We start from the raw sequence: 14,058 nt of genomic DNA, 5'->3' as shown, positions 1-14,058 counted from the left end.
GCGTGTTCAACCGCTTTAAAGGACAAAAGGATGACAAAACACAAAATTCCCGAACGAATGAGGAGGCCATCATGGAAAACCTTCGTCTTTTCCTAGGAATTGCACTCCCACAGCCCATCGAACGCGCGCTAGGCGGCATATCGCAAGGAATGAAGCCCGCACTGTCTTATCGAAAATGGACGCATCCCGCGGATTACCATATCACGCTTCATTACTTGGGCAATACGCCGCAGAACAAGCTGTCCGACATCCGGCTCGCAGCGACGGAAGCCGCCGGGCAGACGAGTCCTCCCCGATTGTCGCTCTCCGTCCCGGGCACCTTCGGCCCCGCCTCCGCGCCGCGCGTGCTCTGGTGCGGCGTAGAAGAATCTAACGACGACAATGCGGTCGCCGCCAGTCAGGAGGCGGATCCTGCAATCTCGCCGCTGCACCAGCTGCACCGCCTGCTTGGCGAACGCTTGCGGGAGCGGATCGGCTACGAGCCCGAGGACAGGCCTTATCATCCGCATGTTACGCTCGCCCGAAGCTGCGAAGGGGGCTCTTGCACCAAGGATAAGCTGCAGGAGCTATGGCGTTCTTTCTCCGCTCAGGAAGAGAATTTGCATATCGTCTGGCCCGCGAGCTCAATCACGATATTTCGATCGCATCTCGGTCGGTCGCCCTCTTATGAACCGCTCGACACGATTCCGTTTGCCGAAAAAGGCTGAGCATACGCAAGAAAAGCTCCCTTGCGGGAGCTTTTCCGAAAATACGCATCGATTAGCAATCGAAGTAGAGGCCGTATTCGTGCGGGTGAATGCGGATTGCCACAGCCTTTGCTTCGGCGCGCTTCACGTCGACGTAGTTATCGATGAATTCCTTGGTGAAGACGCCGCCTTCGGTCAGGAATTCGAAATCCGCTTCGAGGGCGTCAAGCGCCTCGTCCAGGTTGCCCGGTACGCTGCGGATTTCTGCCTTCTCTTCGTCGGACAGCTCGTAGATGTTCTTGTCGAACGGACCGTAGCCCAGGGCGCTCGGGTCGATCTTGCGCTTGATGCCGTCCAAGCCTGCCATCAGCATGGCTGCGAAGGCCAGATATGGGTTAGCCGTGGAGTCCGGCGTACGGAACTCGATGCGGCAGCCCTTCGGCGTAACGGCAGCGACCGGAATACGGACGGCTGCAGAACGGTTGCCGGCGGAGAATACGAGGTTAACCGGCGCTTCGTAGCCAGGAACCAGACGCTTGAAGGAGTTCGTGGACGGATTCGTGATCGCGATCAGCGCAGGCGCATGGTACAGGATGCCGCCGATGTAGTTCAGCGCAAGCTCGCTCAGGTTCGCGTATGCGCCCTTCTCGTAGAAGAGCGGCTCGCCTTCGTTGAAGATCGACGTGTGCACGTGCATGCCCGAACCGTTGTCGCCGAACAGCGGCTTCGGCATGAACGTAGCGACCTTGCCATATTGGCGTGCAACGTTGTGTACGATATATTTGTACTTCATCAGGTTGTCGGCAGTCTTGGTCAGCGTATCGAAGCGGAAGTTGATCTCCGCTTGGCCGGCCGTCGCCACTTCGTGGTGGTGACGCTCGACGCGAAGGCCGGAATCCTGCATCAGGCGGACCATCTCGCTGCGGATGTCTTGCTGGGAGTCGACCGGAGCAACCGGCACGTAACCGCCCTTGACGCCTACTTTGAACGCCAGGTTGCCGCCCTCTTCCTTGCGGTTGGTATTCCATGCGGCTTCTTCGGAATCGACGAAGAAGGAAGAAGAATTCATCGTGCTCTCGTAACGTACGTCGTCGAAAATGAAGAACTCGGATTCAGGCGCGAAGAAAGCAGTCGTGCCTACGCCGGATTGTTGCAGGAATTCTTCGGCTTTGTGCGCGATCGAACGCGGGTCGCGGTCGTAACGTTCGCCGTCCGGCGTGTAGATGTTGGACATGACGATCAGGGTCGCGTGAGCGGTGAACGGATCCACGTAGACCGATTCGGTGTCGGGCATCATGACCATGTCGGATTGTTCGATGCCGCGGAAGCCGGTGATCGAAGAACCGTCGAATGCTACGCCGTTAACGAAAGTATCTTCGTCCACTTCCGTCGCCGGCAGCGTAATGTGGTGGGCGCGGCCGTTCAGATCGACGAAACGAAAATCAACAAACTCAATATTCTTTTCCTTGATGAGATCCAAAACGTTTTGTGCAGACATTTCGAATTTCCTCCCCATTTCCGAACATTAGGTCTTATGAAACGAAACAACGTTCAACTTTTCACCTGAACTCTGTCGCTATTATAAATTTTTTGATAGAAGAGCGTCAATACTTATGTAAGGTATTTTTTGTGGAAGTGTGAGGTATGTTAACACTTTTGACATACCGAAAAACCACGCCCTTACGGGAAGGAAAACCCGCGTCCGGCGGGCGGCGCGCAAGCCTTCGGACCGCTCGATCCGTCCGGCGCGCGAAAAGCCGAACGTCCGGCTTCCGCCCGATTCTTATCACATTCCGCCAATTCCCGCCTGCCGGTTAATTACCTGGCGATCCGCTGGCGGATCAAGCCGGCGACGCGCGCCAAACTGGCGGATCGGGACGCGGCGTCCGCCGTGATGCAATTGACGACGATCTCGTCGGCGCCATAGCTTGCAGCGAGCGCGTACAGCATCTGCTTCACGCGTGCGGGTCCGCCGACGACCATTCGGCTTCTGTTCTCCGCGATCCTCGCCCGGTCGGCCGCGTTGTACGGGTAAGCGCGCGCTTCTTCGCGGCTCGGTACCGGCCGGCCGAATTCGCCTTTTTCGTTCAGCAGCAGCCGCAGGTCGAGCGAGGTCGCCTCCCGCTCCGCCTGGCTGTCGTCTTCCATGCAGACGACGTATACGCATACCGCGACACGGGGCGAAGCGCCGAGCAGTCCCGGCCTGAATCGCCTTCTGTACTCTCGCGCGGCGCCTTGCCCGCCCTGCCCATTAATAAAATGGGCAAATGCAAAGCCGGCGCCCAGCGCCGAAGCGACCTGCGCGCTATGGCCGCTGGAGCCGAGCAGCCATGCCTCCGGCCGCGTCTGGACGGCCGGCGAAGCTGTAAGTCCGGCCAACGGGTGGCCGGCGCCCAGCGGCGGTCCCAGATTGAGATAAGCTGCGAGCTCATGCAGCGAGTTCACGAACCCCGCTTCTTTGTCCTTGCCCGCCTCCCTGCCCATCGCACGCGATACGAGAGGCATGCCTCCCGGCGCCCGGCCGATGCCCAGATCGATTCTTCCCGGATACAAGCCTTCGAGCACCCTGAAATTTTCGGCAATCTTGTAGGGACTGTAATGCGGCAGAAGGACGCCGCCCGAACCGATGCGAATATGCGAAGTTCGCGCCCCGAGCGCGGCAAGCAGCACTTCCGGAGAGGAACCGGCGAGTCCTGTCGCATTGTGGTGCTCCGATACCCAGAAGCGCGAATAGCCGAGCCCTTCGGCGAGCCTCGCCAGCTCGACCGTGTCCCGCAGCGCTTGTGCCGCGTCCCCTCCGCTCAAAACCGGAGATTGATCCAATACGCCCAGCTTCAGCATTCGTCCATCACCTCGTTACTTATTGTACGCCGGCGGGCAGAAGCGCAGAATTTATGGTTTCAAGCCCCATTTCCCCCCGGACTTCGATATAATGTAGAAAAATGGCGATCGCTGGCGGCGCCGGAACTTGAACGAGGCGGGATCGATTTGAAATGCATAATCGTCGATGACGAACCCTTGGCATTGAACGATATGGAAAGGCAGCTAAAAAAACTAGGCGGCATCGAGATCTGCGGCAAATTCGGCAACGCCAAAGACGCGCTCGACGCGCTCGATGCGCTTCAGCCGAACGTCATTTTTCTCGATATCGATATGCCTGTCATGAACGGACTCGAAGCCTCCCTTCATTTCCAAGAGGCGCTCCCCGGCGCCCGGATCGTGTTCGTGACCGCCTATCAGGAATACGCCCTCAAGGCATTCGAGGTAAACGCGCTGGACTACCTGCTCAAACCGGTGCTGCTGCCGCGTCTCGCGCAGACGCTTCAACGGCTGGAGAGCACGGCAGGCCTTCCGGCGCAGACGAACGCCGATCCGTCCGGCGTCCATACGGTCATCCGCTGCTTCCGCAGCTTGTCCGTCGAATACGGACCTGTCCCGTCGCAGCTCGCCTGGAGGACGAACAAGGCGCAAGAGCTGTTCGCCTTCCTGCTTCACAGACGCGGGCAGCAGACGCGAAAGGATACGCTGATCGAGCTGCTCTGGCCGGAGCTTGCTCCCGATCGCAGCTATGCGCTCCTCTACACGACGGTTTACCAGCTGCGCAAGTCCATGGAGTCGGCGGGCCTCGGCATTCGAATTCTGAATACGAAAGCCGGCTACGAGCTGATGACCGACGATATTCTCATCGACGTGGACGACTGGGAACGGCGCATGCCGCCGGCCGACGAGACACTACAAAATGAGCTGCAATATTACGAATCTTGGCTCGAGGCATTCACCGGCGATTACTTCGAGGAGCAAGACTACGAATGGGCCGACACGGAGCGTCGGCGACTGCGCGTGCTTTGGTACAGATATGCGCTCCGGCTGGCCGTCCTGCTCGAAGAGCACGGCATGCCAGCCTACGGCCTGGATTGGCTTTACCGCGTACAGTCGCGGTTCCCGTATTCCGAAGAGGTTTACTTCCTTATAATGAAGCTCCACGCGGCGCTCGGGGAAAACAGCATGGTCGACCAGCAGTATGCGCTGCTCGTCAAGATGAGCGAGGACCAATATGCTCACCCGCCTTCAGCAGAGATTGCGGCTTGGTACGCCGCCCGTCGACCTGATCACTCTTCTTCGACGCCTAACCCATGACGGCGATGCGTACGCCAGGGATCGTTTTCTGACTGCCGTCCTGCTCACCTTCTCATTCGTCGCCAAATACGTTCGTTCATGAAAAACCGGCAACGCCCTTTCAAAAAGGACGTTGCCGGTTTTTTTGATTTTTGAAATTTTTGAAAGCAGCTTGTTCAGTTTTTGTAGAGTTTTGTCCTTTAGACTGGCTGCTAGTATAGAAATTCGACTGCAATGGAGGAGGAACGGTTTGATTTGACAGGAACACCGAAGCGCGGCAGGCCCGCGCTGACACTGACGGCGCTGCTTTTGTTGGCTGCGGGCATCGCGCTCGTGCTGTATCCCCGCCTGGCCGAACACCGTGAAGACGAACGCGAGCTGCGTCTGCTCGCCGCATGGAGCTCCCAGGCGGCGGCTGCGCAGCCCTCCCCTGCCGCGACGAATATGGCGGCAGCCGTCATGCCGCTGCCCGAGTGGCGGGAGATCGACGGCGCCAAGGTGCTCGGGACGGTCTCGATCGACCGGATCGGCATCAGCGAGCCGATCGTCTACGGATCGGACGCGTCCGCCTTGAAGCGGGGCGCCGGGACGGTCGTGCCGGACAGGCTGCCCGGCGAACCGGGCAACTTCGTCCTCGCGGGACACAGAAGCCTGACCCGCGGCAGACACTTCAACCGGCTCGGCGAAGTAGCGGTCGGGGACACCGTGCAGGTGGACACTTCGATCGGACGTTCTACATACCGGGTTACAACCATCAAGATCGTTGAACCGAACGATTTGTCCGTGCTGGACGACGCCGGGAACGGTGTCTCCGAGCTGACGCTGGTCACCTGTCATCCGCGCAAAAATCCGACGCATCGCCTTATTGTCCACGCCGTATTAATCCAAAATTCAGATGGAACAGGAGACCTGTAAGCAATGAAGATTTTTAAGTCTTTTCTAGCCATTACGCTTGTCTTCGGACTGCTGTGGAGCCGCTCCTGGCTGCCGGAGCCGGATGCGAACGCCGATAGCGACGCCGCTAACGGCATTCTGATGAGCATGTCGACCGACGTGCCGGTCGTCGATTCCGGACGCACCTTCATTTATACGATCAATTTCAGCTTTTCCGATCTGGTGGACAGCGGGATCGACACCGAGAAGCTGAAGCTCGTGCTGCCGCTTCCGGCAGGCGTCGAATTCAACAACTATATCCCGCTATCCATTCTTTCCGGCATGACGCAGGTCGGGAACAATCTTGAGTTCAGCTTCAAAAATTCAAGCGCCGGCGGCCCGGTCGCAGGCACGTCGTACATGCTGCAGATCAACGCGCATTATACCGCGCATACGACGCCCGACGGCACGGAGACCACGACGACCGCCAAGATCTACGGACCGGACGCCGGCGGCAATCCGACGGTCGAACTGGAAGCGTCCAATCCCGTAACCGTCAAGGCACAAGCCGCCGCGGACTGGGAGCTCGTCAAGGAACGGGTCTCTCCGATTCCGACGCCGCTCGTAGACGGTCAAGTCCAGTACAAGCTGACGTTCAACAATAAGAAGTCCGGCACCGATATCGGCGTGCTCGATATTGAAAATGTCGTGCTGAAGGATACGCTGCCGGCCGAAGCCGAGTTCGTATCCGCCTATCCGACGCCGAGCTCGGCGCCGGCGCCCGGCGCGACCGGCGTCGTCACCTGGAGCCCCGCAGGTACGCTTGCCGACGACGCGGTCTATTACGTGACCGTACGATATCCAGCAAGCAGCGTAGACACGTCGACGACCGTGACGAATATCGCGAACGTCACCTACAACCCGCTGGGCAAGCCGCAGCTGTCGACTAGCGCCAATGTCAGCCATGGCTTTACCGACACGAAAATCGACACTGGCCCCGGCGGCTTCTATAAAAACGTGGAAGATCGTCAAAAAGAAATTTCTCCCGGACAGGACGTCAAGTTCTATGTCGGCGGCTTCAGCAACCGCTCCAACAGCACGCTCGAGGATGCCGTCATCGCCGACATGACACCGACGCAAGATTCGGGCGGCAATCCGGTGAATCTCGATTTGAAGGAAATCGACACCGCGACGTTCCATGAAGTCAGCGTAAACTATGCGGTGTACTACACGACGAAGGCAAGCCCCGTCGCGGGTGACTGGGTGTACTGGCAGTCCGTCAGCCCCGAGACCTCCGAGAAGCTCTCCGCCTCTTCGTTGAATCTGGGCGCAGATCGGGTGATGGGCGTTCAGTTCCGCTTCGCGGGTTCGCTTCCCGTCTCGTTCAGCCAGACGACGAATTTTACCCTTACGTATACGCTGAGAAGCGGATCTTCCATCACGAACGGCAATTATATTCGCAATACGGCGAACCTGGATTATACGTTCGACTCCACGCCGAAGCATGGCAGCGACAGCGCCGACGTTTACGTCTGGCAGGACCGGCCGCTCGTGCGGCTCGACAAGACGCTTGTGAGCAGCGGCCCGTTCGTCCCTTCTAATACAACGACGGACAGCTACGCGGAATTCGATCTCAAAGTATCGAATACTTCGTTCTCGAGCGCAGAGTTCCACGATCCGATCGTATTCGATGTGCTGCCGAAGGGACTGGAATACGTCTCCGCGGCGATCTCGGATTCGAGCGCCAACTTCTCTGCCGCTTCGTTCGCGCTCGATGCCCCCACGCCGACGGCGCTAAGCGGCGACAGAACGCTGCTGCGCTGGAAATTCGCGCCCGGCACCAAGATGCCATTAAACAGCTCGTTCACGATTCGCGTCAAAGCCAAAATCGCGGAATACGCGCCGGCTACGACCTATACGAATCAGGCGGGCGTTACGTCCAACAACGAAGCTTACCTAAACGACTACTATTTCAATCCGCTCAAGACGGATACGAACGATTACGATGGCGACGGCAGTCCGACCAACCGTTACATCGGCTCCTCTGCCGACGTCACCGTCAACCGAGTAGCCGAGCTCGGCTCGTACAAGCGGGTTCGCGGCGAATTGGACGACGACTGGAAGGCCGGCACCTTCCCGACCGGCTGTACGTTCGGCGATGTCTCCTGCGACCAGCTTGGCAACACGGTTGCCGGCGGACGGGTCGACTACAAGCTGACCGTCAAAAACAACTCGAACTTCGACGTCGACCATGTGGTCGTTGTCGATACGCTGCCCCGCCAAGGCGACGAAGGCGCGCTTCTCGGTTCGCGCGGATCCGAATGGGGCACGGTGCTGACCGAGCCGTTGGCCGCCAATGCGGACTACACCGTCTATTACAGTACGGATGTCCATGCCAAGATCAACACGGCCTCCGGTTGGAGCGCGACGCCGCCGGCCGACCTGACGACCGTCACGGCGCTTAAGTTCGAATTCGCGGCGGCGTTCTCGCTCGCTCCCGGCCAGGAATATCCGATCGTCTGGATGATGAAAGCGCCGCTCGGCACGACCGTTGACCGGATCGCCTGGAACTCCTTTGCGCATCAGGCGCAGGAAAAAGGCACGAGCTCCAAGCTCGAGCCGGCCGAGCCGCCAAAAGTCGGCGTGCATATCAATCCGCCTACCGGCCTGTCGCTTGGCGATTATGTCTGGGCCGACGTTAATAAGGACGGCATACAGGATGCCGGAGAGCCGGGCGTCAACGGCGTCAAGGTCGAGCTGTTGAAATCCGACAACACGCCGTTCACGAAGGATTTCAAGGACGACGGCACGACCGTTCATATCCCGGTGACCACGGTGACCGGTCCCGACGCCAGCGGCAAGGCGGGCTACTACTTGTTCCCGAACCTGCCGGCCGGCGACTACAAAGTGAAGTTCACGATGCCGACCTCCCTGCCCGAGGATTACAAATACGGCAGCGGTGCCGACGCTTATACGAACGAAGCGCGTCATTTTACCGCATGGACCCAAAAGGAAGCCGGCAGCAACAACGCCGTAGACTCCAATGTTGGCGTGGTTGGTTCGTCGGACACGTCGCCTACCGTCATTACGGACGTGATACACTTGACCGCAAACGATCTCACGATCGATGCGGGACTCGAGCCTCCGCTCGGCGCAATCGGCGACTATGTATGGTACGACGCTGACGGCTCCGGTACGCAAAATGAACCGGCAGCGGGACACGGCGTGTCCGGCGTTCTGGTCGAGTTGTTCAAGCAAATCGGCTCGAATTGGGTTACCCAGGGCACGCAAACGACAGATGCGAACGGCAAATATCTGTTCGACAACCTGCTCCCGGGCAAGTACAAGGTCAAGTTCCCTTCCCAGTACGCGTTCGATACGGATTCCGACGGAACAGCCGAAGATATTCTGCTGACTTATAAGGATAAGGGCAGCAAGCGATTCGAGGATTCCAACGCTTATGATCTGGCGAGCGCTACGACCTTCGGCAGCGCAGCGACGGCCGACAAAGCGAAGCCGCTCGGATTTTCGGACGTGATCGACCTGCGGCTCGGGGAGAAAAATCTGACCATCGATGCGGGCTATGTGCTTCCCGTCGAGCTCGGCGACGAAGTATGGGTCGACGGCAACGCCGACGGCAAGCAGGGGACAGATCCGACCGATGTTCCTAAGTCGGGCGTTACCGTCCGTCTGTTGACCGAATCCGGCGCACAGGTCAAAGACCGTAACGACAATTTCGTAACGGCTACGACCGATTCGAACGGCAAGTATTTGTTCGATCATTTGCTGCCGCGCAAGTACAAGGTCGAATTCGTCCTGCCGACCGGTTACGGATTTACGCGCAAGGGTCAAGGAGGCGCAGCTTCGGACTCCGACGTCAATCGCTCGGCCAACAACGAGCCGACGCTGCAGACGTCCGGCCAAACGGATACGATCTTGACCGTAGTGGCGCCTGGCGCCCGCGATATGCGAATCGATGCAGGCCTCGTCAAGCTCGTGGCGCTCGGCGACTACGTGTGGAACGACAAGGATCAAGACGGCGTGCAGGATGCCGGCGAGCCAGGCGTGAGCGGCGTTGTCGTCAACCTGTATTACGAGGACGACTCGACGACTGCCGTTTATCGCACGGCGACGACCGCCGTGGACGGCCTCTACAAATTCTCGAATCTTTATCCGGGCAATTACAAAGTCGAGTTCGTCCGGGGCAACGGCTACCTGTTCACGATCAATGGCGCGGGCACCGCGGCCAGCGATTCCGACGCGATCGTGCCGGCGCTGCCTACGGCGACTAAAGCAAAGACGGCCACGATCGCCATGAATGCCGTCGACAATATGGACATCGATGCGGGACTGTACGAGCTCTCATCCCTTGGCGACAAGGTGTGGCTGGATACGAACGGCGACGGCGTGCAGGATGCCGGAGAAACGGGAGTAGCCGGCGTTCAAGTACAATTGCTGGACGGCACGGGAGATCCGGTGACGGCCGACGCGTACGGTACGGCGATTTCCACCCAAACGACGGCTGCCGACGGACTGTACAAGTTCCAATACCTCAATGCGGGAAGCTATACGGTTAAATTCACGCTGCCGACCGGCTACTGGTTCGTACAGCCTAATCAAGGCAGCGACGACGCAAAGGATTCGGACGCGATCAAGCAAGGCACCGGCTCCGTCGGTCTCGCGGACAAGACGCTGTCCACGGGCGAGCATGATATGACGATCGACGCGGGCATTCACACGCTTGCATCGCTCGGAGACCTGGTATGGCACGATCTGAACGGAGACGGCATCCAGAATGCGGGCGAACCGGGCAAGAGCGGCATCAAGGTCGAGCTGTTCGAGGCGGACGGCACGACGCCTGCGAACGACGCTTACGGCAATCCCGTCGCTTCGCAAACGACGGATGCGAACGGCAACTACAAATTCATTAACTTGTCCGCCGGCGACTACAAGGTCAAGTTCAGCCTGCTGCCTGCCGGCTTCAAATTTACCGGCAAGCATCAAAGCACAAGCGCGGTTGACTCGGACGCCTCGAACGCGGATGCGGACCTTGGCCTTACCGATACGGTGACGCTCGCCATCGGACAACAGCGCACCGACATCGATGCCGGCATCGTAGACCGAGTATCGCTCGGCAACTTTGTATGGAGCGACAAGGACTTCGACGGCATTCAGGACGCAGGCGAACCCGGCGTCGAAGGCGTCACCGTCAAGCTGTACGATGCGGCCGATCTGACGACCGTCATCAAGACGGCAGTAACGGACGCAGACGGCTCTTACCTGTTTACCAATCTGTGGCCCGGCGAATATGTCGTGCAATTCATTCTGCCGAACGACGATTATATGTTCACGCAATCGCAGGCCGGCTCAAATCGCGAGATCGATTCCAACGCGGACGACGACGTGTCCGGCACGAACTTCGGCTTTAGCGATGCCATAACGCTCGTCTCCGAGCAGGACGATCTGACGATCGACGCGGGGCTCGTCGAGCTGGCTTCCCTCGGCGATACCGTCTGGCACGACGCGAACGACAACGGCATTCAGGATGTCGGCGAAAACGGCTTTGCCGGCGCCAAGGTCAACCTGCTGGACGGCAGCGGCAATCCGGTCCTGAAGGGCGGTGTACCCGTCACGACGACGACCGATCTGAACGGACGCTACAAGTTCACGAAGCTCGTTCCCGGCGACTACATCGTACAGTTCGAATTGCCGACCGACTATATTTTCGCGAAAAAGAATGCAACGGGCAGCACCGCCAGCAATGATTCGGATGCCGATCCGATCACCGGACACTCGGCGATCGTCTCGCTCAGCCCGGGAGAGAACGACGTCGACACCGACGCGGGTCTCGTCAAGCTGACCGCGCTCGGCGACTATGTCTGGATGGACCGCAATCTGAACGGCATCCAAGATGCCGGCGAGACAGGCGTGGCGGGCGTGACCGTCCGCTTGCTGGACGGAGCCGGTTCGCCTGTGATGAGCGGCGGCTTGCCGGTCACGACAACGACGGATGCGGACGGGAAGTACTTGTTCGACCGTCTGGTTCCCGGAACTTATCGGGTTTCCTTCGACCTGCCGGCCGGCTATGTGTTTACGGCGCAGGATGCCGGGCCGCTTGACACTGCGGATTCCGATGCGAATGCAAGCGATGGCGGGCGCACGGCATCCGTGACGCTGTCCTCGGGCGATATCAACACGACGCTTGACGCAGGCCTTATCAAGCTCGTCAACCTGGGCGACAAGCTGTGGGTGGACCTCGGCGCCATCGGGCGTCAGGACGGAGAGCCTGCCGATTCGGCTGCAGCCGGCGTAATCGTCCGCCTGCTCCAAGGCGACGGTTCGCCTGTCCTTAGCGGCGGTGCGCCGGTGACGACCGTAACGGACGCCTCGGGCAACTATCTGTTTACGAATCTGTACCCCGGCAGCTACAAGGTGCGCTTCGATCTGCCGGCTGGCTATATGTTCACGAAGAGTCTCGTTACAGGCACGGGTTACACGACCGATAACGATTCCAATGTCGACGCGTCGGGAACGACCGGTCCGATCTCGCTGACGGCCGGCCAGGACGACATGAGCATCGACGCAGGCATCGTCCTGCCGGCGGCGATCGGCGACTTTGTCTGGGAGGATGCGGACTCCAACGGTATCCAAGGCCCCGACGAGAAAGGACGCAACGGACTTAAGGTCGAGCTGCTCGACGCCCTCGGCAACGTGCTGAAGACGACGACGACCGCCGATCTGGCCGGCAAGCCGGGCTATTATAAGTTCGATGGCCTCATGCCGGATACGTACAAAATCAAGTTCTACATTCCGGACGGCCAGCTGTTCACGAGCAAAGGCGCTACGCCGGACGCCACGCGCGACTCCGATGCCGGACTTGAAGGCGATACGGCAGCCGTCACGCTGACGCCTGGCGAGTACCGCGACGATATCGACGCCGGCTTCTATCCGGTACCGGCCATCATCCCTGCCGCTCTCGGCGACCGCGTGTGGCTGGACGTGAACGGCAATGGTCTGCAGGACGATTCCGAAACGGGTCTGAACGGCGTGACCGTCGAGCTCTACAATCGCTTTAACGCGCTCGTCGCGACGAAGGTCACGGCCAACGACGCTGACGGCAAGCCTGGATACTATGCTTTCACAGGCTTGAATCCTGAAGATTATACGGTCAAATTCATCTTGCCGGCCGGCTATCAATTCACGAAGCCTGCGCAAGGAACGGACCGAAGCAAGGATTCCAACGCGGACTCGCTTGGCAAGACGCCGGTCGTCTCTCTGATCGCCGGCATGAATGACAAGACAATCGACGCGGGCCTGATCCCGCTGTCGTCGATAGGCGATTACGTATGGATCGACAGCAATGCGAACGGCAAGCAGGATGCAGGCGAAGTCGGCTTGAACGACGTGGAGGTAACCCTCTACGATGCCGACGGCAACGAGATCGCCACGCAGCTGACCGGCCAAGACGCCGGCGGCAAACCGGGTTACTACGCGTTCAAGGATCTTGCGCCTGGCGCTTACCGAGTCGGCTTCAAGCTTCCGAACGGATATGCGTGGACAACCGTTCATGCCGCCGGTTCGAAGGGCGACAACGATTCGGATGCCGGCCCTGACGGACGCACGGGCGTCATCTCGCTGCAGCCTGGCGCGAGCGACCTGACCGTCGATGCGGGTCTCGTCCTCAAGAAGGGTGAGCCGCAAACGCCTGACACCGGTACAGGCACCGACAACGGCGGTACCGACAATCCTGGCTCGGATAACCCTGGCCAAGGCAACGGCAGCACCGGCGGTACCGACGGAACCGGCGGCAACGGTTCGGGCGGCGTAGACGCGGGCGGGAACAACGGCAGCGAAGACGGCGGCGCGGATGGCGGCTCGAACGGCGCATCCTCAGGCGCTTCCGGCTCCGGCTCGGCTAACGGCGGCGGCCAGCTGCCGAAGACCGGCGAAACTGCGCCGATCTACCCGCTTATCGGCTACGGCCTGATCGCAGCATCGCTCATCCTGTTCGCTATCCGGCTTCGCAACCGCAAGCCGAAGCGTACGCTTTAAAATGTGTTGATTGCAAAGTCCGCCAGCGCGATGCGCTGGCGGACTTTTTCGTGCGTGTCTGTGCTCCTGACAGCCGGCGTTAGCGCCCTTTTGATCTTATTGCTTCAGTCCGACGTATGGGGGGGGGAAAGGCGTTAATGTCTTTTTGCACTTATCGACACCTATCCAAGCGGTGCGAAAGTGGCGTTAATGTCTTTTTGCACTTATCGACACCTATCCAAGCGGTGCGAAAGTGGCGTTAATGTCTTTTTGCACTTATCGACACCTATCCAAGCGGTGCGGAAGCGGCGTTAATGCCTTTTTTCGCTTATCGACACAATCCGAGGCACCG

At 59.4% G+C, this 14,058-nt stretch carries 6 protein-coding genes; 4 read left to right on the top strand and 2 right to left on the bottom strand.

Annotated features, from left to right (window positions below; genetic code table 11):
• Positions 1-71: 71 nt before the first annotated feature.
• Positions 72-707, top strand: coding sequence for an RNA 2',3'-cyclic phosphodiesterase (gene thpR / locus KB449_RS06920; RefSeq protein ID WP_282907677.1), 636 nt, complete (start codon positions 72-74; stop codon positions 705-707).
• 52 nt (positions 708-759) lie between these two features.
• Here thpR and glnA read toward each other — a convergent pair whose 3' ends face one another.
• Together glnA and KB449_RS06910 are read right to left on the bottom strand one after the other, a co-directional pair.
• Positions 760-2,184, bottom strand: coding sequence for a type I glutamate--ammonia ligase (gene glnA, locus KB449_RS06915; RefSeq protein WP_282907676.1), 1,425 nt, complete (start codon positions 2,182-2,184; stop codon positions 760-762).
• Positions 2,185-2,504: 320 nt separating this feature from the next.
• Entirely contained in the window at positions 2,505-3,527 is a 1,023-nt protein-coding gene (locus KB449_RS06910; protein ID WP_282907675.1) for an LLM class flavin-dependent oxidoreductase, read from the bottom strand.
• A 147-nt stretch (positions 3,528-3,674) separates the two neighbouring features.
• Between KB449_RS06910 and KB449_RS06905 the strand changes: the two genes are divergently transcribed.
• The 3 genes from KB449_RS06905 (at position 3,675) to KB449_RS06895 (ending at position 13,727) form a co-directional block, all read left to right on the top strand.
• Positions 3,675-4,823, top strand: a complete 1,149-nt coding sequence (locus tag KB449_RS06905) for a response regulator (protein ID WP_282907674.1) — start codon at positions 3,675-3,677, stop codon at positions 4,821-4,823.
• Positions 4,824-5,057: 234 nt separating this feature from the next.
• Positions 5,058-5,717, top strand: coding sequence for a class D sortase (locus KB449_RS06900; RefSeq protein WP_282907673.1), 660 nt, complete (start codon positions 5,058-5,060; stop codon positions 5,715-5,717).
• Between the two features lie 3 nt (positions 5,718-5,720).
• Positions 5,721-13,727, top strand: coding sequence for an SdrD B-like domain-containing protein (locus KB449_RS06895; protein WP_282907672.1), 8,007 nt, complete (start codon positions 5,721-5,723; stop codon positions 13,725-13,727).
• Positions 13,728-14,058: the final 331 nt, after the last annotated feature.

The organism is Cohnella hashimotonis, assembly GCF_030014955.1.
GTDB classification, from domain to species: Bacteria; Bacillota; Bacilli; order Paenibacillales; family Paenibacillaceae; genus Cohnella; species Cohnella hashimotonis.
The sequence above is the reverse complement of the archived record's forward strand: the minus strand, read 5'-3'. Positions and strand labels throughout refer to the sequence as shown.

Coding starts and splice junctions, on each gene's coding strand:
- thpR (WP_282907677.1), top strand. CDS start 72: ATGGAAAACCTTCGTCTTTTCCTAGGAATTGCACTCCCACAGCCCATC.
- glnA (WP_282907676.1), bottom strand. CDS start 2,184: ATGTCTGCACAAAACGTTTTGGATCTCATCAAGGAAAAGAATATTGAG.
- KB449_RS06910 (WP_282907675.1), bottom strand. CDS start 3,527: ATGCTGAAGCTGGGCGTATTGGATCAATCTCCGGTTTTGAGCGGAGGG.
- KB449_RS06895 (WP_282907672.1), top strand. CDS start 5,721: ATGAAGATTTTTAAGTCTTTTCTAGCCATTACGCTTGTCTTCGGACTG.